The 21,393-nt window shown below is 44.4% G+C and carries 29 protein-coding genes; 9 read left to right on the top strand and 20 right to left on the bottom strand.

The annotated features are described in order from the left end of the window. The first annotated feature begins 75 nt into the window (after positions 1 to 75). The 6 genes from L0Y31_RS19675 (at position 76) to L0Y31_RS19650 (ending at position 4,403) form a co-directional block, all read left to right on the top strand. Complete coding sequence (locus L0Y31_RS19675; protein WP_234734792.1) at positions 76 to 942, top strand: hypothetical protein; 867 nt, start codon at positions 76 to 78, stop codon at positions 940 to 942. A 62-nt stretch (positions 943 to 1,004) separates the two neighbouring features. Further along, positions 1,005 to 2,186 carry a hypothetical protein gene (locus tag L0Y31_RS19670; RefSeq protein ID WP_234734791.1) on the top strand — a complete coding sequence of 394 codons (1,182 nt, stop codon included), beginning with the start codon at positions 1,005 to 1,007 and terminating at the stop codon, positions 2,184 to 2,186. A gap of 103 nt (positions 2,187 to 2,289) precedes the next feature. After that, positions 2,290 to 3,039: a hypothetical protein gene (locus tag L0Y31_RS19665; RefSeq protein ID WP_234734790.1), complete on the top strand. Its 750-nt coding sequence runs from the start codon at positions 2,290 to 2,292 to the stop codon at positions 3,037 to 3,039. A 263-nt stretch (positions 3,040 to 3,302) separates the two neighbouring features. Next, positions 3,303 to 3,512, top strand: coding sequence for a hypothetical protein (locus L0Y31_RS19660; protein ID WP_234734789.1), 210 nt, complete (start codon positions 3,303 to 3,305; stop codon positions 3,510 to 3,512). A 19-nt stretch (positions 3,513 to 3,531) separates the two neighbouring features. Continuing rightward, the gene (locus L0Y31_RS19655; protein ID WP_234734788.1) at positions 3,532 to 3,870 is read left to right on the top strand and encodes a hypothetical protein; all 339 of its coding nucleotides are present in this window, start codon (positions 3,532 to 3,534) and stop codon (positions 3,868 to 3,870) included. After that, the gene (locus tag L0Y31_RS19650) at positions 3,870 to 4,403 is read left to right on the top strand and encodes a hypothetical protein (RefSeq protein WP_234734787.1); all 534 of its coding nucleotides are present in this window, start codon (positions 3,870 to 3,872) and stop codon (positions 4,401 to 4,403) included. Before L0Y31_RS19655 ends, L0Y31_RS19650 begins: the two co-directional genes overlap by 1 nt. 262 nt (positions 4,404 to 4,665) lie before the next feature. Here L0Y31_RS19650 and L0Y31_RS19645 read toward each other — a convergent pair whose 3' ends face one another. The 9 genes from L0Y31_RS19645 to L0Y31_RS19605 form a co-directional block, all read right to left on the bottom strand. After that, positions 4,666 to 5,451 carry a hypothetical protein gene (locus tag L0Y31_RS19645; protein ID WP_234734786.1) on the bottom strand — a complete coding sequence of 262 codons (786 nt, stop codon included), beginning with the start codon at positions 5,449 to 5,451 and terminating at the stop codon, positions 4,666 to 4,668. Between the two features lie 106 nt (positions 5,452 to 5,557). Then, positions 5,558 to 5,887 carry a hypothetical protein gene (locus L0Y31_RS19640; protein ID WP_234734785.1) on the bottom strand — a complete coding sequence of 110 codons (330 nt, stop codon included), beginning with the start codon at positions 5,885 to 5,887 and terminating at the stop codon, positions 5,558 to 5,560. A 220-nt stretch (positions 5,888 to 6,107) separates the two neighbouring features. Beyond that, positions 6,108 to 6,356, bottom strand: coding sequence for a hypothetical protein (locus L0Y31_RS19635; protein ID WP_234734784.1), 249 nt, complete (start codon positions 6,354 to 6,356; stop codon positions 6,108 to 6,110). 11 nt (positions 6,357 to 6,367) lie between these two features. Continuing rightward, positions 6,368 to 6,691 carry a hypothetical protein gene (locus tag L0Y31_RS19630; RefSeq protein ID WP_234734783.1) on the bottom strand — a complete coding sequence of 108 codons (324 nt, stop codon included), beginning with the start codon at positions 6,689 to 6,691 and terminating at the stop codon, positions 6,368 to 6,370. 70 nt (positions 6,692 to 6,761) lie between these two features. Next, positions 6,762 to 7,499 carry a DNA methyltransferase family protein gene (locus L0Y31_RS19625; RefSeq protein WP_234734782.1) on the bottom strand — a complete coding sequence of 246 codons (738 nt, stop codon included), beginning with the start codon at positions 7,497 to 7,499 and terminating at the stop codon, positions 6,762 to 6,764. 441 nt (positions 7,500 to 7,940) lie between these two features. Beyond that, positions 7,941 to 8,348, bottom strand: coding sequence for a hypothetical protein (locus tag L0Y31_RS19620; RefSeq protein ID WP_234734781.1), 408 nt, complete (start codon positions 8,346 to 8,348; stop codon positions 7,941 to 7,943). 1 nt (position 8,349) lies between these two features. Further along, entirely contained in the window at positions 8,350 to 9,087 is a 738-nt protein-coding gene (locus tag L0Y31_RS19615) for a hypothetical protein (RefSeq protein ID WP_234734780.1), read from the bottom strand. Further along, entirely contained in the window at positions 9,044 to 10,252 is a 1,209-nt protein-coding gene (locus tag L0Y31_RS19610) for a helix-turn-helix domain-containing protein (protein WP_234734779.1), read from the bottom strand. Before L0Y31_RS19610 ends, L0Y31_RS19615 begins: the two co-directional genes overlap by 44 nt. 351 nt (positions 10,253 to 10,603) lie before the next feature. Beyond that, positions 10,604 to 10,936, bottom strand: coding sequence for a hypothetical protein (locus L0Y31_RS19605; protein ID WP_234734778.1), 333 nt, complete (start codon positions 10,934 to 10,936; stop codon positions 10,604 to 10,606). Positions 10,937 to 11,025: 89 nt separating this feature from the next. Between L0Y31_RS19605 and L0Y31_RS19600 the strand changes: the two genes are divergently transcribed. Then, the gene (locus L0Y31_RS19600; protein WP_234734777.1) at positions 11,026 to 11,733 is read left to right on the top strand and encodes a hypothetical protein; all 708 of its coding nucleotides are present in this window, start codon (positions 11,026 to 11,028) and stop codon (positions 11,731 to 11,733) included. A gap of 27 nt (positions 11,734 to 11,760) precedes the next feature. On the opposite strand, the gene L0Y31_RS19595 is transcribed toward L0Y31_RS19600, so the two are convergent. From L0Y31_RS19595 to L0Y31_RS19545, 11 genes are all read right to left on the bottom strand, one after another. Next, on the bottom strand, positions 11,761 to 12,561 hold the full coding sequence (locus tag L0Y31_RS19595) for a PRTRC system ThiF family protein (RefSeq protein ID WP_234734776.1): 801 nt from the start codon (positions 12,559 to 12,561) through the stop codon (positions 11,761 to 11,763). Beyond that, positions 12,558 to 13,274, bottom strand: coding sequence for a PRTRC system protein B (locus tag L0Y31_RS19590; protein ID WP_234734775.1), 717 nt, complete (start codon positions 13,272 to 13,274; stop codon positions 12,558 to 12,560). The genes L0Y31_RS19595 and L0Y31_RS19590 overlap by 4 nt, the downstream gene beginning before the upstream one ends. Further along, a complete protein-coding gene (locus L0Y31_RS19585) occupies positions 13,267 to 14,358 on the bottom strand; it encodes a hypothetical protein (RefSeq protein ID WP_234734774.1) in 1,092 nt (363 codons plus the stop codon). Before L0Y31_RS19585 ends, L0Y31_RS19590 begins: the two co-directional genes overlap by 8 nt. A 103-nt stretch (positions 14,359 to 14,461) precedes the next feature. Further along, positions 14,462 to 14,680 carry a PRTRC system protein C gene (locus tag L0Y31_RS19580; RefSeq protein ID WP_234734773.1) on the bottom strand — a complete coding sequence of 73 codons (219 nt, stop codon included), beginning with the start codon at positions 14,678 to 14,680 and terminating at the stop codon, positions 14,462 to 14,464. Positions 14,681 to 14,682: 2 nt separating this feature from the next. Continuing rightward, entirely contained in the window at positions 14,683 to 15,135 is a 453-nt protein-coding gene (locus L0Y31_RS19575) for a PRTRC system protein E (protein WP_234734772.1), read from the bottom strand. Positions 15,136 to 15,274: 139 nt separating this feature from the next. Next, positions 15,275 to 16,096: a recombination directionality factor gene (locus tag L0Y31_RS19570; protein ID WP_234734771.1), complete on the bottom strand. Its 822-nt coding sequence runs from the start codon at positions 16,094 to 16,096 to the stop codon at positions 15,275 to 15,277. Between the two features lie 267 nt (positions 16,097 to 16,363). Further along, entirely contained in the window at positions 16,364 to 17,290 is a 927-nt protein-coding gene (locus tag L0Y31_RS19565) for a hypothetical protein (protein WP_234734770.1), read from the bottom strand. Then, complete coding sequence (locus L0Y31_RS19560; protein WP_234734769.1) at positions 17,277 to 17,474, bottom strand: hypothetical protein; 198 nt, start codon at positions 17,472 to 17,474, stop codon at positions 17,277 to 17,279. The genes L0Y31_RS19565 and L0Y31_RS19560 overlap by 14 nt, the downstream gene beginning before the upstream one ends. Further along, on the bottom strand, positions 17,471 to 17,626 hold the full coding sequence (locus L0Y31_RS19555; RefSeq protein ID WP_234734768.1) for a hypothetical protein: 156 nt from the start codon (positions 17,624 to 17,626) through the stop codon (positions 17,471 to 17,473). The genes L0Y31_RS19560 and L0Y31_RS19555 overlap by 4 nt, the downstream gene beginning before the upstream one ends. A 53-nt stretch (positions 17,627 to 17,679) precedes the next feature. Beyond that, positions 17,680 to 18,051, bottom strand: a complete 372-nt coding sequence (locus tag L0Y31_RS19550; protein WP_234734767.1) for a hypothetical protein — start codon at positions 18,049 to 18,051, stop codon at positions 17,680 to 17,682. 443 nt (positions 18,052 to 18,494) lie between these two features. Further along, positions 18,495 to 18,752 (bottom strand): LacI family DNA-binding transcriptional regulator, encoded by a 258-nt coding sequence (locus L0Y31_RS19545; RefSeq protein WP_234734766.1) that lies wholly within the window; start codon positions 18,750 to 18,752, stop codon positions 18,495 to 18,497. A gap of 117 nt (positions 18,753 to 18,869) precedes the next feature. Here L0Y31_RS19545 and L0Y31_RS19540 point away from each other — a divergent pair, with 117 nt between their 5' ends. Both L0Y31_RS19540 and L0Y31_RS19535 read left to right on the top strand, forming a co-directional pair. Next, positions 18,870 to 19,859 carry a helix-turn-helix transcriptional regulator gene (locus L0Y31_RS19540; RefSeq protein ID WP_310587118.1) on the top strand — a complete coding sequence of 330 codons (990 nt, stop codon included), beginning with the start codon at positions 18,870 to 18,872 and terminating at the stop codon, positions 19,857 to 19,859. A 33-nt stretch (positions 19,860 to 19,892) separates the two neighbouring features. Next, on the top strand, positions 19,893 to 21,263 hold the full coding sequence (locus L0Y31_RS19535) for a site-specific integrase (protein WP_255772895.1): 1,371 nt from the start codon (positions 19,893 to 19,895) through the stop codon (positions 21,261 to 21,263). The last annotated feature ends 130 nt before the right edge of the window (positions 21,264 to 21,393 follow it).

The raw sequence follows: 21,393 nt of genomic DNA, 5'->3' as shown, positions 1-21,393 counted from the left end.
AGCTCACTGCCTATGCGTAGGCTCTGAGCTTTTTTTGTGTCACCTGGGGGTATCTGCCCCGAAACCAACTACCAAATGAAACGGAGAATTTTTCTCGAAAAACTTGCAGTGAAAGCCGGTCTGACTGACCAGGAATTTGCAGACTTTATGAAAGACCCAGATGCAGACTTTGCCGATGAACAGGCAAACAAAGCGCTGGAACTGGTAATGACTGCGGATGAAGCGGTTGGAAACGACGTAGTATTTGGTCGGGCTAAAGGCAAAGCGAAAGCAGAAGCCTTAGATCCAATTGACGGCATGCTGAAAAAGTATGAACCGAAATTGAGCGCCACCCAAAAAACCGCTTACACAAAACTCGGTACTGATTCTTACAAGAAGTACCAATTTATTCTGGACGCATTTTCGGAAGCCGATACGAAAACCGGAGATAAAAACTTCGATGATCTACAGGCTGATTTCAATGCGTTGAAAAAGAAAATTGACGATGGCGATTACGTGGATAAGTCGGAGATCGCAACGCACCAAACCGCGGCTCAGGCAGCTCGTCAGGACGCGGCTCACGTAAGCTTACTAAATAGAGCCATCCGAAGTGGTAAACTCCGTGACGTATCAACTGACCGTCACTTTGAGCGCAATTTCGTTGCTGATGCCCAGGACTTGTTGAGCAATAAAGGCATTGGCGATAAAAAGGTTAAAGGAGTCATTGATTACAGCACCGGAAAAATTATGCGGGCTGACAGCCCAGATCAACCGCTTATGATCGGTAGTAACGCGGCAACTCTGGCTGACTTGGCCGAACTCACAATCACAAGTTACGACTGGGCTAAAAAGTCTGATTCTGTCAACGCAGATACGACGATCACCAATGACTCTACTTCTACACAGGGGATGAGTCCGGCTCAGAAACGGATGAGAGAACAAGACAACGCTGATAAAGCATAAGCACCGCTTGCGGTGACTTGTTAGACAGCGAATCTAATCACTTTACAAGCATCATTTGTCAAATGGCAAACAACGTCAATTATGGGGCGGCTCGCGTCATGCGGGCCGCAATCATGCATACGACTGGCAACGGTCGTAAATTTACAAATATCGGTACGCTTCAGGCTCTGCGCTCACCACAGAACTCCACACTAACTACGGCGATGAGTCCGGAAGTAGCTACAGGAGAAAAGCGTTTATCTCTTATACAGGGAGCCGGGGGTGAAGAGGATATTTTTGCTCGGATTCAGCTCAACTACTCGAAGCAGTACACCCCTTCTACGGTTAAAAATACTCGGACAGTATCACAAACGGGCGAAACTCCTAAAGCCCCAACAGTTCTGGACGTAGATTACAAGCTGCACAAGGAGTATGATCTGCATTTCAGAACGGTCGATTTTGCAACCCTGGAAGACGAGGCCGAGAAATACTTCACCCAGACGAATCAAGGAGGGCTTAATACGACCATCGGTGAATTTAAGACGCTTGGCTTAATCGGGAAAGAGTTTATGGATTCGGTCGAGGGAGGCTTGCTGATTCCAATGAACAAGTCGCTCGTTGCGCCGTTGATCACTGGCATTGGTAACAACCTGATCACTGGCACTACGACTGCAACGGATATCGCTTTGTATAACACGGAAGGGCATAAGTTGGAGGACTTCTTCGACTTCCTGAACAATATCAAAACGGTGCACAGTATTACCGGTAATCTGATCGTCATTGGTGGCCTTAAACTGGTTACCTACATGCGCAAAGCGAAGATTGCGAGTCCTAACGATTTGGGTACTGATACGCAGAAAATGTTCGCTGAATTGCCGGTTGAATGGTATTATGACCCTGAAATCGATGTTCAACTTGGTCAGGATAAAGTACTGATCATCGACCCGAACTCTGCCTGTTTCCAAACAATTCTGGAACACGTTCACGTCGTTAAGCAGAAAAAAGTAGCGCAAACTAGCTTCGGCACTGCCGCAGTTCAGGTTTCGCAAATGGAAGCTGAGACGGTTGTACTGGATATTGATATTCGTGTTCGGGAATACGATGACAGCAAGTATCCGAAATGGATTGTCACACCATCGGCTCGCTATGGAATGTTCGTGCGTCCAGCCGGATTCTTCAAAAACTACGGGGGCTGGAATACCGTTACGGGTATCTTCCAAGCCAAGCTGCACAACACGGCGACCACGTTCCCAACAACGCCATAAGCTTTCTGATTTACTCACACCATGAAGCCGGGTCAACGTGACCCGGCTTTGCACTTACCAGTTTTCTCACTCTAATTCTCTGATACTTATGTATGAATGGCCCATGCTTTTGTTAATAGCGGGTTTAATCTGTCTGGTTGTTTTCCTAATTTTTAAAATACGGCTCATCAAGGAGGAGGCCAATTCTCCTCACCGGCCAATAGAGGAAAAACACCCGGAGCAACGCTACAGCGAGCGTATAGCTGCTCAGAAAGCAGCCGCTACAAATCCTGCCCCAGCTCCCTACCTTGACTGGATGCAGAACATCAGCACTGAAGTGCCAACTGTCCCTCCAATATTGGTGCATTCGGTTGATGCAACTGAATTGCCGATCGGTGAAGCTACTGAACCGGTTGAATTGAAAGAAGAGCAGGAGCCGAAACAGGAAACCTACATTGGAGGCTACCGACTGCGAGTGTTACCCCACCTGAAGCCAGCTCTGTACATCGTTTGTGGGGCTATCATCTGGATTCTGATTACTGCCTGGTACAATAACCTGAGCCGGTACATGCCACCCAGCGCCAACGCTCTGGGAGACTTCCGGATTCTTTTTCTGAAAAAAGCGGTCGGTGCACTGACTCCGTGTCTGTCAGCCGTATTCGCGTCAATACTCATGTTCTTTAGCTTTTTCCCCAAAATCTACAACTACCTGAACGGATGGACTTCCAAAGGATTCGACCTGTACACCGATCTCCAAAACATCGAGCAGACTGGCCCAGCACGTCGCGTTATGTTTTTCTGCTTTTTGTTTACGCTCTTTTTCTTGGCGTTCCTGCACTTCTTTCCGCTCAGCCTGGCAGACCTGACCCTGTAGCCATTTTAAAGCAGGAAAATTACGTCCGGGAGAAAAACAACCGAAATGACCACCCGCGCATTACGGTCTTCAACCGGACACACCACAAGATACCGGAGAATTCGGCTTACTGTGGAACCTCCTGTGAATGGGCAATTCGGGAATCTGGTTGGCGTCTGGACGTAGATTATCCGCCAATTGCGGCAAACTGGGCCAAGAAAAAGAAATACATCGTCTGGTCCCGTTCGGGATCTATCCCGGGCCAAACCCCAAAACGAAACGATGTGGTCGTCTTTTACTATCAGGGGCGCTGGCACGTTGGCCTGCTTGAAGATTGGCAAGAAGGCTCTCTCTACTGCAAAACTGTCGAAGGCAATACCTCTGACCGGGGCGTTGCTACCATCAAAAAACCTACCGGCCGTGAAGGCGTCTACGATGAAAAATTACGCTCTAAAAAGGACATTTACTGCATTGTGCGTCCTTACATTCTGTAGTCTATTTTCCTGCGTTCAGGTGATCGATGATCCCCAGGATGCCAGATGGACAGATACCACGTCAGCCGCTATCGTTAGAACGGTTGAAATCGATAGCACGGCAATCTATCGTTGCGATTCCTGCGCGTTTGCGAAGAAATACAACCAGGGCGCACCGAAAATGTACGTTCGGAATTGTCGCTCCTGCGATTGGAGAATGATGAACAAAGCCAAGCCGCACAACGTCGGAGATTTACCCCAGCCGGACAATCCACCGGCTAATGCGATTCTGGAAAAGCACAATGACATTGAGCGATTCCAGGAAGAGGTAGCTGAAGAAATTGCCCAATCCAAACAACCTCAAGACGACGGTTTCTAATGAAAACTAAAATCCTCTCTTTTTTAACCAGATTCATCCCGGGCCAAGCCACACTGCGTATCATCGGGAAATGGATTATTGACAATTTCGTGAAGCTCTGGAATTGGTTCTGGTCACCGGTACCGTTTTCCATTGGGCCCTTATTATTCGTTGGGTGGATTGGCCTACGGTCCTGCGATACGATGAATACCAGCTTCACCGATTACGTGAATACGTTACAAGATACCATTTCTGTACTGCAAGGGCAGAACTACTTCCTGAAAGTCGATACTGCTATCCTGAATGGCGAAATCAGTGACCTCAAAGCCAAAATCGAAACCGATTCAATTACGTATGCGAGCCTTACTTATTTTCAGTATTTGCGTGGCCTGTCTCAGCCCGATCTGCAAAGCGAAATCGACAGAGAGTTTAACTATCTGCTGCCATCTGGACAGCCTGCCGAGTTTCCAGCCGTTGACCCCGCATCCGGTGCAGTATACATTAACCCGGGAGGGAGCGCTGGAGGCCTTGTACGCAAAAAGAAGAGCCAGTGATTGTGAAGCGAAAAGCGTCATTCTGAAAAGCCAGATTGCGAGTCGGGACCAAACGATTAACAGCCTCAGGAACACCATTGCGGAACTGGCAAAAAAACCGCTAATCATTCAACCACCAGCGCCAGTGCCGAAACAAATTAACTGGGCAAAAGTGGAAAACTGGGGTTGGCGGGGTGCATTTTCAGCACTGGCTATTCTGGCAATAAAGACAGTAGTAGCGAAATGAGAAAGCCCCGGCATAGGTCGGGGCTTTCTCATTTCGCTATGATTCTGATTCATCATTAGCAAGAAAAAACCTTTTGAAGTCGTCAGGATTATCATGGAACATTCGGTCATAACTTCTAGCCCATGAATTATTTCTAATACATTTAGTTGTTACTCCTAGACTATCAAATGATGGTTTTAGATATTTGGATACTACTTTTCTAACTGGCAAATTTTCATTTTTATACATCATTGTAATTGTATCGCTAGGTAAATATGCAGTAAGCATTTTTAGGTGTTCAGTTATATCAATACGACCTTCACTTGTTTCTAGCATAAGCATAATTCCACCAACTGTTTCGCCGTCATTGGATGAATAATTCTTTTCAAACTCTTCTAGCGAAGTATAGCAATGTCTATGAACATATTCGTTGTTTTGCCAATGACAAGGATTACATCTTGTTATTCTTATGCTTTTGATTTCATCAGATAGCAGAATTTCAGTGTCAAATTGAAACAGTATTGGGCCGTAGTAGTTTGGCCTTCTAAATCTTTGAGAGAGATCTTTGCCATCTAAAAAGATAAGATCCCATATTTTGAATTTTTTGTCTAGGTCATCCGTATGTTGAGCTGTCTGGAAAAGCCCTCTGTCTTCTACGTATTTGCGTGATAATAAGCCCTTTTGATCTAAAAATGTCTTTGTAGTGGCTACAGTATTAGCATGAAATAATGAATTCCATCCATTGCGTTTAAATATCTCATAAACCTCTATTGGAGAAAAACCTTCTGCCAATTCATACTCTTTTTCTTTCGGCAAATACTTTAGTATGTCTATTTTTTTCATATTATCATATTAGTTTGACACGAAAACTAATATGAATATTAAAAAGTTCAATAGCTAAAAGCGGCTCCTATTTTAAAAGGGAGCCGCTTTGTTAATTAATAATGCACTACAAACCGCGTAAATCTTCCCGCTTTTCAGAAACTACTCCAACAAAGGATTTCGATTTGGTGACCACGTGGACCGTGTAGTATTCGAAGGTTACCGCTTCGCCGTCAGCATCAACGTAAAAATAGGTCGGTTGATCATAATGCGGTTTTTCAACCCCGTCAACCTTAGCAGTACCTATCTGCTTTGCTTTGGGAAGCTTCACCGACGCTTTGTGTATCTCCTTGCCTTCTGCATCTTTCAGGACGATTCGAACAACCAGGTTCTTTAAATCCCTGCGATCCCGCCAATTGAAGAAATGTCGGCAAAATTCCTTACTATTCTCAGTCAAAAGTTTAACTGTTACCGAATCTAAATTTACGGATGGACTATTCATACTAGAATGGAGATAAAGAAAAGTAGCAGTGCAAGCCAGATGCCCAGAAACACAAATGAGAGCGCAAAAAACCAAATCCAATTATGGCCACGATTTCGGGCTTTCCGAAAGAGTAAGTATGCTGCTCCAAGCAAAGATATTGTATAGAGCAGCATAACTACCAAGTTATCGTTCGTCATTGCTCGGACGGAGGATAGGAAAATGGAGGGATAGTCGTGGCGAAAATTGGCGGCTGGGTTTTACCCGATACTACGCCAATGTAGATACGTCGGGTAACCAAGAGCAACTCAACTTCTTCGTCCGTAAGCTGCCAACACGAAACACAATTTGTACCGTCACGGAAAACCGGCAACGGCAAACAATTGTCCATTCCCTGCGGTGCCCCTAATGTATAATTTGCTTCTGGAAAATCTACAGGTAACATGCTAGTAGGGGTTAAACGGTTTCACTTACCATAAACGGGTCACTCTGGAACGAGTGTGCAAATTCGATTTTAACGGCGCCCACACTCAATAGAAATTGCCCAGCCTTGGACTGCTCAACCTGAATTGATGTTTCATCGGCTCGCAAAGCCAGCTGGCCAATGGTATAATTTCGCTCATCAACCAGGTCAAATTTTAAATCGCTGGGTGGCTGGGGAGCTTTTAGTATAATGTTCTCCATGTAGCTCATCATACCTCCTTCGAACTCGGCTTTGACTGTGCATTGGGCCTTTTCGCGAATGGCAACAGTCAGAATGGCAATAAGAATCTTTTTCATCTTGGTTTGATTGTTAAGTCAGGCGGCGTTGTACCGCCTGAAAGTTTATAGTACTATTAACTATGAAATGCTAATTATCGATAATGATGACGCATGACTGAACGCCGGTATTACTGTCTTTGAATGAGCCTCCGGGTAGATCGAAGTAATTACCGTCTACGTCCTCCATCCATTTCCGGAACTCCTTACTGATTTTATCGCTGCCAAATTTCCAGTGGGCAGACACAACTGATACCAAGCGCCCTTCGTCCGCTAATAGCTCATACATCTTGCGTACATGCAGCATGTCCTGACCTTTGGTAAACGGTGGGTTGGCAATGATTCGATCATACAACTTTCGCTCGTCAGCTAACCGAAAGTCATAACCCCAAAAGTTTACATTCCCCATTTGGCGTAAAATGTCAGCATTTCGCCCCCAGAGTTCATAAACATCAATTTGCATTGATGGAAAAACACGCCAGATGGCTTTCAAGATATTTCCAGTCCCTGCTGAGGGCTCCAGTACTGTGTGGTGTTCTTCTAGTTCTAACCTTATCACTAGCTCATCGGCAACATTATCTGGAGTGGGAAAATACTGGTATTCCGCAGCCAGGTTACGAACCCCTTGTTCTAGCAAATCCGCAATTGAAGCACTGGGATCATGTTCGAATACAAACGCCTTGGTTTTGCCGCCTTTCCAGTCTCCACCAATACCAGCGAGAATCTTCTTCAGCTCGGTGTAAAGTTTACGATCCAATTCGGCATCTGGCAGATAAAGTAAGTTGCCGTCTAAGCGAGATTGGGAAAGAACGTCGTGTACTGTTGTCATAGATTAGTTAATTGTTTTGAGTTGTATAAAAGTTAAAAAGGTAAATCATTGGGAATGCGGCCCGGAAAGATTGCGTTCAAAACCTTATTTTTCAGGTGTAAGCTGTAGTTGAAAAACTTGTAAGGGCCCCAATCCTGCGGCCTCGTTCGGTACCAGTAGTCGATTAATGCGTTCGACGGATATTGTTCATTGAATCTATGCTTCATTGCTACAGGGGGGGCGTTCAGTTATTTCTTGCTGACCAGGCATTTTGTAGGTTTCGATGTATTCGGGCTTGCGTCGGTGTTTAACGCAGCCACACTTTACGCAGGTCGCCTTCTCACCCCAACCCGGTTTTGAGTCCCATCGGTGGCGTTCGTTCCCCGGTACTACTCGTGGTGGTTTTATCTCATTGAGATGTACCAAGCCAATACCTTCAATGTGTCTAAAGCTCATCTTTTGTTAGTATTTAAAATCGGTCCAATGGATGAGCTTGCAATTGTATACGCCTCCGTTTTCGCTAATGAGTGGAATGAACCATTCATTGAAAGCCTGCTCCGAATCAAAACCGTCATTTTTGATAAAAGCCAATCGTTCAGAATCTGCCAGTATGCGACGATCTACCTCAATAAGCAACATTCCTTCGACAAGCATTAAAGCAACCGCCTGCGTGGCCTTACAGGTGCCAGAATGGAATTGATTGTAGTAGATGGTTCTGGTACCAGTTGCAAACTGGATCGTATTGCCGGGCTTCCAACGGTTTTTTTTATCAGCTCGTAGCGTATGAATTTTCTGGCTGCCGAGAATCTTTTCGACAAAATTGGTGGGCCGGTTCGTGCCCCGCCACTTGATTGTGAATCCGAGTTGCATATTATTCTTGGTCTAAAAATTCATCCGTTTCTATTCCCATCTCGATCAGTTCACGCATGAGTGTAGCAAAGGCAATCTGCTTAGCCCGGGATTTAATCAGGCTTTGAATTTCGCCAGGCTGCTCATTAAGCGCCGTTGGTTCATTGAGTAGATTCGCAATGCGTTGAGCTTCCTTGTGGCGGTCGGTATTCCCGGATTGAGCTAATTTGGAATTTTCCTGTTCAATTTCCTTTTGAGCCTGTTGCAACATTTCCATTTTACGCTCATAGTTGAATGGGATCTTCTTGATACTGAAAAGCGAATTGTAGAGCAGATTCCCATGGTCACGATATTGACGGCCTTGCTTGAAAGTCTGATAGGCTAGTCGTAGGAGTTCCCGACCTTTTTTGTCTAATTCTTCCTCACTAGGCAGTGGTTCCTTTGGCTCCTCTAATTGCGGCACCTTCCGGGTAGTGATAGTTGCTTTCCGAAACTCCCAGTAAGCCTTCATTACCTTACCGAATGAACGGGCATTTATTTCGGCAAACATTTCGATACCCAGCTCATATTTGCAGCCAAGATGGTAGGCTAGTCGTACATCACTAAGCCGAACAGTGGGGTAAGCATTCTGCAAATACAATGCGAACTCATATATCCGTTTGTCGTGAGCGTCCCTTTCTCTATCGGAAACTTTTATGTCGAGTAGGCCAATGATTTCATTCAATAACTTCTGCATCTCCGTCGTCGATGCTTCTTTCATCGTTAGCGGCTTCTTCGCTGTTGCCAGTAGCGAATCGGCTAAAGTCAACGTGGCCGGTGCTGCGTTCTTTGCTGTTGGTAGATTGTTGTTTGTTGGGTGCATTTCGTTCCTGTTTTAATTTCATCGGCTTGAAAAATCTCTCATAACTGCTTTTGAGTCGTTGGCCAAGTTCAAAATACTTTTCACCTTCAAATCGCAGAATGGTATTGTTCAGGTTTGTCTCAAGCCAGTACTTGAGGAATAGCTCAAAAAATTCGTCTGTGTAATAGGCCGGTACCGAGTGCTTTTGCCGATAATCTTTAATGCGATTTTCAAAAGCTGCCTTACGTTCCTCCAGAGTTGCTTTCGGTGCCTTAGGCTTTTGCTTCAGGTACCAAGCGCGAACCAAGTTGCGCAACTCGTCCAGATCGTTGTAGCTCCGGTTATTATTTTCCCCGACAAACGGAGCAATTTTGTCGTAAGCGATTCCTCTGATTTTAAGATATGGCCCTAATTCATCCGGGGTAATTCGTGTTAGACCGACATGGATGCTAGGAATCAGTGTTTCTTTCGGCGGCTCACTTTCGCGATTTTCAGGCAAAGAAGAAATAGTACTTACAGTATTATCTAAAGAATCTTTAATATCACTATTAATATTTAATTCATTTAATAAACTATTACTATTATATACCGAGTCTTGCGAAACTTCGCCTAAGTTGACGCAAGATTCTGCGTCAGGTATATTTTTGCTCTGATTATCAGTGTTTTGTGTTTCATTAGTTGACGCAAGAATTTGCGACAACATGACGCGAAACTTTGCGTCAGGTATAGTTGACGCAATAATCTGCGCGAACTTGACGCAAAATTCTGCGTCAACTGTTAAGTATTTCTGTGCTAGAATAGGAGATGGCGCAAAAACTTGCGTCAACTCTTTTAGCTTAATTGTGCGCTGGTTTGCCTTCTTCTTACGATCAATGTCCAGGTCTATCAATTCGGCCCGGTGCAGGTTCGTTATGAACGCACTGGCAGTACGTTCTGAAATTTTCAAGTACTCGGCCAACTGCGGATTATCCGCATTCGTAGTCCCTGACTCACCGCAGAAAACCACCAGCTGAGGGTACAGTAATTTCTCACTGCTGGTTAGCGACTCATGGTTAAGTATTATGTCAGGAACAATAATCGTCATTGAGTGTAATGTGTGAAAATGCCCCTTGCTGGTGAATCCGGTTGGCGACCGGGCGTGCAGACGAGGATGCACTTATTCACCAGCAAGGGGCTGTTTAGATACCTTGCTGTTAACTCTCGTCTATGTCTTAATTCGCTGCCAACGAACCTTTGTGCGTAAAAATAGAAATGCCGTTGTTAATAAAAAGGCTTTCCGTCGAAAAAATTTACTTAACAATCTAAGAACCTACTTTCATAGCTTTTTTTCAGTCTGAAATTAGTTTTATAGCTTTGTAGACTGATTGTAAGCTTTTAGCGGTTTTACTTTCAGAATAATGGCACGCACGGCTGGCAGGCTGTGCGTGCTTCTTTTTTATGCTGACAGTAATTGCTTCCAGGTTACTAGATTTTCCGGCTTATCGATCCAGTCAAGCAACGCATCCGCCTGTGACTGGCTATGCTGCATAAACGCTTCTGATTGCTCGCTGGTGACCTTTTCCTGATTCGGATTGTAGTTGATGAGAACCAGCTCGGTTTGCTGGTAGGAAAAGCCTAATTCACCGGCTTTTCTAAGCAGTAGTGCAAACTCACTGGTTAGAGCTTCAACCTGATCTGGCTTCAGGTTAAAATACGTGTCGCGGTTAACGCGGTTGAGTTGAAGGCGTACGCCGTCTGGACTAATGCGGTTTGCAATAGCGATTTTCATAATTGTAATTGATTAGCGGTTTTACTTAATTCACTTTCACTTTGAGCTGGCAGGCTCAATGTTTTTTTATTTGTCACTAGATAATCTCAATGGAGACCACTAAAAATACATTGAAGTACAGAGAGTTAAATGTTACACTTTTTGTTAATATTTTATTTTTGGTGATAATAATTTGGTCTTACAGTTGGTACATAATTAATTATTATGATTATGTCAACAGAGGACTTAAGAGCTTTATTCATAAACTAGCTACACCTGAGTTACGTCTTCTAGGAACATTTGCTATTTTCCTTATTGGATGTTTCCTTTATTTACTAAAAAAGAAAAGGCAACTTTTCTATGGCATGCTTGAAACAGGATTTGCTATGACAAGCTGTTACATATCTTTCACTGTAATACAAAAAGACTTCTTATTAGGGACAAATAATACTGGAATTGGCCCATGGATCGCAATCTTATCATCAATATACCTTGTTGTTAGAGGAGTAAACAATGTTGATGATGGTTTAAAAAAGGTGCTGGCACCTTTTCGAGTAAAACAAATATTAATTGATTTGGACAAACAAGAAAAAGTGCAAACAGGCCTTCTTCTCGTTCTTGTTGTTTTATTTGTATGTTTTGCAATTTATTACACTGAACGGATGCTCTTTATTGAGTCTCGAGCATCGATATATTCAGATCGCAAACTACTGGAAAGTGAATCCTATTTTCGCGTCCTTATGGCTTTAACCGGAGTGTTCTTTTTTTATTGGCTGATATCTTACACACTTCAAAAAATTCGTTCTTTCAAGCGTTAAGTGAATAAATAAACGATTGGTAAAACATTAATTAGAACCAACTTTCAACGGCATTGTCCTAAAATCAGCCAGGTTCAAAAAGAATCCACGGTTGGCCGTCATTCCGCTCCTGAACAAATTCCAAAGTAAGGCACTGCCTAGATTAGCCAACGTCGAATTGATAAACAATTCCTGTTTGGTCAATGCTTCTGCCAGTGAGCAGCTTGGAGTGTTACCTTCCTGCCCTGATTGTTTCAGGATGTCTCCAAATTCATCGGTTACAAATGGGAGTTGGCCAACGGGTAGGTATGTTTTCGACTCTGGCTGAGCAATGGCGCCCACGGTCGACAGAATTACTTGTCCTGAATCTTTTCCGTTACCGAAATCAAGCCAGTAGTACGGCTTATCTCGGTGTAACCCGCCTTCTTTTAAGCCTTGCAAAATACTGCTCACTTCAAATCGAGCTTGTACCGTATCCACGCAGGTTATAATTAGATTGGCTGCACCATTCGTTTTTAACCTATCTAAATTGTCCTTAGCAAACAGGTGTGGCTTTGCTTTCCAGTTCGTGCCAAAGAACCGGTTTGTGCGATTGATAAGAGCAACAGACTTCGGTAGGCCAAGTTCAGCACTGGCAAAAAGTTGGCGGCCAAGATTAGCCTCTGTTACTTCATCATTATCCCAAACAGTTACGTGTAGCCCGGGATGATTTAACTGCATGAAGGCATGATTCATTCGAGCCAGTGCAGTAAGAACCTGAGAGCCGGTGCCACCCGCGCCAATGAGATTTACTGTAACCGGATTGGTTGGATTGATTAGGTAATTAGCCGTGAAATGGACAGAAGTCATTTGATTAAGGATTGAAGGGTGAATTTATTTGCTCTCAGTACACTAGTTGGGAACGGCTTATTTGTGTCAACTAACTCTTTCCAGACATGAATAATATTGCCCTTAACTAATTCTGTATTTAACGAGTGTGAGAAGTAGCTATTGAAAAAATAGCTTTGCCAAGCTTCTATAAATTTCTCCAGTGAAATACTTTCGGTAATATCACGCTTGACAGTTCCCATGCATACAACACCTGATGAATCAATGTTGAAAAAAGGTGCATAATACAGCTTGGTAGTAAGCTTTGGGCGGCTATTTTGCTTTAAAGCAAATAAGGTTAACTGCGTTTTACTTGCCTTCCAAAGAAGTGCTGGAATATTTGCCTTTCCATTAGGTATAGTCAGGCCGTCTACGAAAAATAAAGGTTGCTCCTGGGTAGGAGTATACCAGATTGCAAATCCTTCACGCTGGTTTATATGCAGCACATTCTCCGGGTACAATCCTTCTGCTTGTAGAAAGGCATCTTTCTGTTTTTTTTCGGCAGAATTTGCCAAGGATTTAGCGAGTTTGCTGGCTTCTTTTTGTGATAATGGATGCGCATTAATCGGTTTTCCATCTGGTCCAATATCGCAAGATTCAACGTAATAATCATTTTCGCTGTCGGCATGCTGATAAACAAGTAATGCCTGAACTGGAAGGTATGTTTGCCTAAACAGTTTGGTTACGTTATTCATTTTCGTTCAGTTCGTAGAGATATTGAATAAAATCCTCCAACAATCCGAGTAGCTTTTGCTCAAAATCAAGGGAGTGAGTAACTGATTCCTGGGGCTGGTCAAACAGTTGGACGCTTTTCAACTGCTCAAACTGACCTTCGCTAAAATCAGCATCGAGGGATTGAGAAATCTGCTCATACGTTTCATCGTCATCCGTCCAGAAAAAGGATAAGGATGCACTGTAATGAAAACAAGTGAAGCCAATCTCATCTGGGTTTAAGGCCAGGCCATCTGTTTCCATTATTGATTTCCTAGGGTACTGCTCATATAAAGCCAGAAACTTTGTAGCTATCCGAATCAGCACGCTATCGCTGCCTTTTCGAGAAGTAAAGTTCTTTACACGATTGGCAAAATCCAGTAACGCAAAAGCATGATTAAATCGCTTGTGGCAATATGTAGCTGCATAATCAACCTGTTCAGCTAGTTGAGTAATATACTTATTAAAGGAGTCATCCTCATCTTCATCACCGAAGTCTACAAAATCCCTAAGCATTTCATACTGGTATGCTAGATAGCCATCACCGTTTTTCTTTGTGAAATAAGGAATCTCAACAATGTGGCATAAATAAGCCAGAACGGATTCAATGAGAGCAATTTGGGATCTATGCTTTTTACTGCGTACTAACTTCCAGTAGGGTTTTATAGGGATATAGTAAAGTGTATTACTCCCTAGATCGGTAGTCTGTACTGTTGCTAGTGTAGCTGGATGGTTATCGTCCTGAATAATAACCAGCGTTAGGTCTGGATTTATCTGGCTAAGGTGCCATTGTGCCAAGTCGAACGAAAAGGCGATGTTCAACGGATAAGGTGCTTTGCTTATGATATTATCAATAGGCCATTTGTAAAGTGATGCCAGGTGGGATAAAGACGTAAAAAAGCTTTCTTCCCTAGATTGCTGATCTGCAAACTCCTTTTGATCTGATACACAAATTGGCTGAAACTGATAATTTAAAAAGGCATCATTAGTTGATCGATTGGAACGCTGCGTAATTTCTGTTTCTGCACATCGGCGGCGTCGGCTAACTTGTTGAATTTCCTTACACATCGGCCTATTTCTTTATGAAGGTTTACAACACTATATTCTCTTGTTTCGACTACGCGGGCGCTCTGTCCGCTAGTGAGGAGCGCCCGCTGTTCATTTTGGTTTGTCATCCTTTCGTACCCATGACGCTTTCGAACTTGTATTCTACTTTGTCGCCCTTAATTTCTGGACCGGACACTTTAGCAGTGGTTAGCTCCGGGTAAGTATTGGCGTAGAAATTAAGTACGGCATCGGGGCTCATCTCTGGGCCGGGGTCGGCTAGATGCACGATTTGACCTTTAACTTTAATCTGAAATTCGCGGGGGAGTTCGGTTGTTAGTAGCATGTCTATTCTTCGTCTTCTAGTTCAGGATCATCGTTTATGTCTAAGTCGGCAAAAAGCGGTGCACTCGCAGGAGCAGGACTAGTTTGCTTTTTCGTTTTAGGCTCAGATTCTGGAGCTTTTTGCTCTGGAGCCTTCGCATCTTTGTTGCCTTTATTGTCCTTTGCCATCTTCGATTGCTTTTCCGCATCGGCAGTCTGTTTCAGGTGGTTTTCCATGCTGACCATTAAGCCAGATGTTTTCTGAATTGGTGCTGAAATCCTTTCGATGAATCCGGCATCCATTTCGGCGGGTGAGCCCTTCAGGATGAGAGGGGGTATGCTGTGCCGGGCATTGTCCCCGCATTTCTCATTAGCGAGTAAAACGCTAACCAAGAGCGAGTTTTGGGCGGTTGTGGTGACTACAATCTTTAGATCGCCTTGCAATCCGAGATCGTGGATTTCTTGAAAGAAATTCATTTGAAATTGATTAGGGTGAAAATTATACCCCTCGTCCGGACGGTATATAAAACACACGACATTGCAGGTTCCTACACCTGTGGTTAAGTTGAAAAAAGATATAGTCGCCCGAACGGGGGTAATGCTGGATTCAGAGTGATTACTCTGGATTGTTGGTATTTAGTAGGAGCGGGGCGCTGCCTTCTGTTAATGGCTTGGAAAGGTCGGAAAGGGCAAGTTGTACCAGGTTCGCCTCCGGGTGTTGTCTGAGATACTGAGCCAGTTGCAAGCCTGCCTCTAAACCAAACATTGGCACGATATCCACAACCGGATAGGTACGAGTATCGCCCGGCGTGTTGGATTTCACTTTCTTTACGGTCAATGCAAACGGCAAATAGCTGATACGATCAAATGTCTTGATACATTCATCAAACTTGTCACGCAGGTTCGGAATGCTGGTTTTAACGCCTTTAGTTGTGAATTGCCAGTAGCCAAGAATTGCCACTTTCTTGATGATAAAACGAATCGTCAGCTTGTGGATCCACTGAATATTATTCGCCTTGTGTGGAGGTAAATCTTTTTTGAGATAAGCTTCAATCGCATCCATCAAATCCGCACGTTCGTGGATCGTTTTCTGGACATACCTATCTCTGTTCCAGACTGAGAATGTTTCCCCGTCACCGGACGCATAAAGCTTGCCCTGATGGTCACGGATCTCCAAAAATTCAGAGCAAACTTCATTATAATCGTCTGAGTGAAACAGTATCGGCAGTTCAGTTGGCTTTTCGCCGTAAACGTCTGTTACCTTGCTTGAAAACCGGGAGTTAATCACAAAATAATCAGTTGAGCGAAAGCCATCTTTACCATTTGATAGCGGGTATTTTTCACCTATTGCAATGCGTCCAGCTTCACCCAGTGGCCGTTTCGCTTCCTGTGCCGGTGCGCTCTGGCGGCCGGCAATCGCATCGTGTTTAATTCGCATGTGGATTAGTGTTTTTCGATTGTGTCAATACATTGTTTGACCTGTTCCAGCATATGGGAGTCCTTCACGCGCTCATATTGAGCTTTGAGGAAGTTTAAAAAGTCCAGTACGTCTTTTACGTTACCGATTATGTACCCAGACTCTTTACACTTTTTGCATTTAAAACTCGGAGAGATTCCCTCCGAAGCTGACCCTCCACCTATCCATTTAGGATTCTCGTACCAGCCTCGGCCTTCACATTTTGGGCATTTCATAAATAGAATCCAGTTAGAAATTCAAGGCAACTGCATCCGAAACGTCCAGCAATTGATGACGTTCTGCGATTGGTTGTCCGGGCCGAACAGTACCCGTGAAGCGGTGAATGGTCTTGCCTTTCAGTTCATTGCCATACTCAGCCTGATAAATCGCCAAATAATGATCAATGAGGGCAGGAGTATAGATTGTTTTCGTTTGGTTAGCGAGTTCGTAGGTCGGCTTATCTCGGAAATCCTTTGGTGACCAGGACCAGTTTTCGTCGATTTCCAGATGCGGGAAATTCTCTTCGAAAATGATCTTATTGATTGCAAGCTGCATCTGGGCTGACTTCTGAATACTCCCGCTTTTGAAATCAACGCTTACCAGTATACGTCTACCCTTTACGGTGGCATAAGCAACCAAATCCAGTGTGCCGGCAATCCCTAATTCCTCACTCGCCAACATGCCTTCAATCAGTACGGGCTCAATTACAAAGTCTTCGCAGAACTTGGCGTAACTGGCAACGGCCTTGTTAAGCTTTTTAGTCCAATCACCCAGGCGGCTTTTGGTGCAGGCATAGCCAAGATCAACCAAATATTTCTTTACTATCAAGGTCGTCTTATCGAAATCGTAGCCGGTCAGATGGTAGTCGGCAAAGCAGATGTGCATGAGTGTACCGTAGTCGGCTGCCTCATCGCGTATCTGGTCGGCTTTATCGCCCATTTTCTTAAACCATTCTATCAGGTGGGGGCCGGTCGGTGTGACCTTCTTGATAAAGCTGGTTGTCGAAATAAAGAACGTGGCGACGTTATTTTCGAGATAGTAGTAAAACCGTTCGCCAAGCTGATCAAGCCGTCTGATCAAACGTGGCTGCGTTAATAGTACGTTTTCGTCAGCGAATACGTAAAGCAGGTTATCAATTAATTCCTGCGTAGCTACAGGAGCTTCATTTATAGTCATTGTTGCGAACCTGTTTGGTGTGAACGAACGTCCAGAATATTATCCATCCAGTTAGGAGAGCCATAAGGTAGCCAGCGTCTATGAAGTGTAGATTTTTGGCCAGGCCGTAAATGCATTTGGCTAGAATGACGGTGCCGGTTGTGCCGGTCACGTCGGCGGGAATGTGACGGATGATCGTTTTCATTCGCTAAAGAGCCAGAAACCAGCGAAAATTAGTATCCAGAGAACAGCTACAAAAAAGTACATTACCCAGTCCGCGCCTTTATCGGTCGGTAGATCGTCTTTTAATTCGTCGTAAAAAGATAAATCGTCGAGTTTCTTAGTTTGATTTTCCATGAGGTTGGGAATTTGCGGGTTCGAAAAAGGGACCCGTAGGCCCCTGAGTTTTCTTAGAAGTATCTTCCTGCAATGATCTGGTGTGCCAGTATGCCGGTTTGCAGTGTGTCCTGCGGATGTTTCTCTCTGGCTTCAACTAGGAGGTTTTGAATCATTACCCGGAACTCGTCTTCGCAACCACGCACTGCAACTCGAATTTTATCTCGTATCTGATCGATAACAGCGCGATTCGATGAAGTTAGCAAAACAGTTGCTTCGCTGTAACCCGACTCAGACGTTAAGGCCATCACGCAATAGGTATGCGTGATTTCAATAATCGTAGCCGAATCTGCTTTGCCTGAGTCTATCAGGTCAGCTTCGATCTGAGCAATTTGCAGGAGCGCGTTCATGCGCTGGAACTGGCTGGTTGATTTCGTCGTTTTCATCCTAGTTAAATTTGTTTTGAGTATTGCAGAATGCTGCTGTCAGTTGATAGTAGCATTTTTTATTTGATGCTCAAAGTTAATATTAATATTAACAATGATGCAAGAAAAATGTTAATAATTTTTTTTCGACGAACACAGAATTATTAACCGGCGCTGTATTTCTGACTGGCTAACTGCTCTCTGATCAAGATACGCTTGACAGGACGCTAGGCGAAAGAGAGGCTTGCTTCCATTCTTTGAATACTCAATGACATTATTTTTCATTAGCTCCCAGAGCTTCGTTGAGCTGCAACAGAGAAATTCCATTGCCTGTGGTCTGGATAGCCATTCTGGTTGATTGCAGGATTGCCAGGCCTGCATTTGACTTTCTAATTGTTCCAGGCGCTTAACTAAGCCTTCGTATACGTGCCAAGGCACGGCTTGCATTGGTGTTCCGGTACCGCTCACAGCTTTTCTCGTTCAGGTAAAAATTCGCGTCTCCACTGCTCTAATTCTACAAGTTCCTGCTCCAAGTCAGCAATTTTTTGTTTGCCTAATAAAATCATGGCATCAATGATTCGGTGCTTGGTTGAAGGTTTCTCATTTGATGCACGATTGGCAAATTTGCTAACCGTCTGGTAGGAGGCTCCTGCATGTTTGGCTATTATACCGTACTCTAAAGATTTAGCCAGAAGCAAAAAATTTTTGACGGTTTTTTTCATAAATATCTATACGTTTGCTAAGTTGTTAACATTGTTAATGATAATATTTGCGAATATTAACAATCGAAATGATTTGCGCAAGAAAAGTAAGGTAATTATTAATCAAACCTGCACGCCATGATTACAACCACGTTTAATATTAGTACTCCAGAAATGACCATTAATGAAAAGATTGTAGGACTCCGAGAGAAGTCTGGCCTGAACAAATACAAGTTCAGCCAGCTAGTCAAGGTTGCTGCCTCCACCATGGGTCGCATTGAAGAGGGAAAGCCAGTTTCAGACGACACACTCGAAAAAATTGCCAACAGTTTCGACGGTGTGACATTGGAATGGCTCCGGGATGAATCGCGCAACGATATTCCTGAGATCCGCTTTAGTGACGAACTATTGGAGCGTTCGGGTGATCCGAAAAACGAGGGTGCCTGCCTACGCAGGTTCCTGCTTCGCCACGACATTACCCAGGTGTCACTGGCTGAGGAAATGGGAGTTTCACGCACGCAGGTGCATTATTACAAGAAAACCGAACGATTCCGGCGCGATGTGCGTGATTCGATTCTGGCTGCCATCAAAAAAATCTACCGTCCTGACGTGTCGGAAGAGGAAATCTTTGGTAGTAGGAGTACACCTGAACAGCGCGTTACCGGTGCTGATCTACGTGCCTTGCCGACGGTGACGGCCGCGCTGCGTAAATCAATCACAACTGCCATGCTGCACGATATCCGCGTAAACTTTTCGCCTGTGTTCCGTCCTGAATCAGCTACCTACGTGCTAAAGGATATGTTCACCGACGAGGAATTTGAGCGGGGCTATGCGATTGAAATTACCCACCAGGATCATATGGAGCCGCTTCTTCCGGCTGGTCATAAGGTACTGGGTGTTTTGCTTGATTCTTCGGAATACAATGACGTGACCGATGGCATCATTGCGGTTAAAATCGCCGGTGCTGAGGGAGTGCTGGTGAAAAAGATCGTTCATAACAATCTCCGTACGTCCGGCATTCTTGAACTCTCTTCTTATGACACATCCCGGGGCGGCTCTATGCAGCTACGCCGTCAGGACATCGAAATGCTTTTTAAGATCCGCCGCTCACTGGGTGGAGAATTGTAATTGAATTGATCATCTGCTTACCGTACCCCTTTAATGTCTAACGTTACGCTTAAAATCATACTGAACTCAAAACCCCGCGAAGACGGAGAATTTCTTGTTATGCTACGAATAACCTATTGTCGAAAACATGCCTATGCCGGAACGGACGTTTACGTTCGGGAAAAGCTGTTTAACGATAAGGGGAGTGCTGACAAGTTCAACTGGATTCGTACGGGCCATCCTCAGTCTGGTTTACTCAATTCGCTCATTCGTGCGCGGTTTGAGAAGGCGCAGCGCGTTATTCGGGAGATTCGGGAATCCGAAGCTTATTTTTCCGTCAAGGACATAAAAAACCGGCTCGAAAATAACGCAGGTGATAGTTTCATTCAATTCATTCAAAAGCGGATCGGGGAGTATGTTGCTAATAAGAAGCTAGGAACTGCCGACTGCCACCAGATAGCACTCAACAAACTTTTGGTTTTCATTGCTCCAAAAGACGATCTGTTATTTGGGGAGGTCACTACCGAATTGGTGGACGGCTACAAAGCGTTTATGTTTAACGACGGTTTAAAGGCTTCTACGGTGCGTGAGTACCTTTTGAAGTTGCGGACCAATCTGATTAAATACATTAGCGCCAAGAAGCTGCCAGAGAACAAAAACCCTATGTTGGGTTATGAGCTACCTAAGGAGGCCACGGTGCAGGTTGAACGCCTGACTACCTACGAACTGGAACGCATCATGGAGGTTCAATTGCCGCGCAACCAGGAAGAGCATTTCCGGAACGCTTACATAGCGGAATATTTTCTGCACGGTATGCGGTCGGGTGACCTTATCCAAATGCGCGTTAATCAGCTCCAGCGGGATCATGTAATGCTTGAAGGAAAAGTTAGTGTTCAGTACCGGATTGTTTACGCGATGGACAAAACTGACAAACCGAAAAGCGTTCTGGTGCCAGCTCAGATTCAGCCGATGCTTTTGGCGTATGCCGACGGCAAGAATCCCGATGATTTTTTATTTCCATTTTTGCGAACTCAGGATGCCAGCTTGTCAGAGGTTGAATTGCGCAAGCGCCTAAAGGGGATTGTCTCCTACGGCTCTAAAGTAATTCGCCGGGTAGCTAAAAAGGCAGGTGTAGAAAAATACCTGAAGCTGCACACGTCCCGGCACTCGTTCGCTAACCATCTTTATGAGGTCACTGGCGACATCCGATTAGTACAAATGTCCCTGGGACACTCGACTGTTTCGACAACGGAACGGTATATGTCTCGTTTCTCTCAATCCGTCGTTGATCGTGCGAACACAATTTATGGGAGAATCCGGGTTGCAGATGGCCCTGCTGAAACAATACTGAAACATTTTTCTGAAAAAGACGAAAAAAATCCTTTCGTCGATAACTCGGAGAAGGTCAGTATAGTTGCGGTCTGAAACCCCCGCTTTCGTCACCTTTCGGAATCTGAGTTTAGAAGAAAAATGAAGATTTTATAAAAAAAATAGTTGACAAAGTGGAAAAGATTCACCTATCTTTGTGCACTCAAATCGCTCAACGGCGCTGAGA

The sequence above is a fragment of the Tellurirhabdus bombi genome (assembly GCF_021484805.1).
GTDB classification, from domain to species: Bacteria; Bacteroidota; Bacteroidia; order Cytophagales; family Spirosomataceae; genus Tellurirhabdus; species Tellurirhabdus bombi.
The sequence above is the reverse complement of the archived record's forward strand: the minus strand, read 5'-3'. Positions and strand labels throughout refer to the sequence as shown.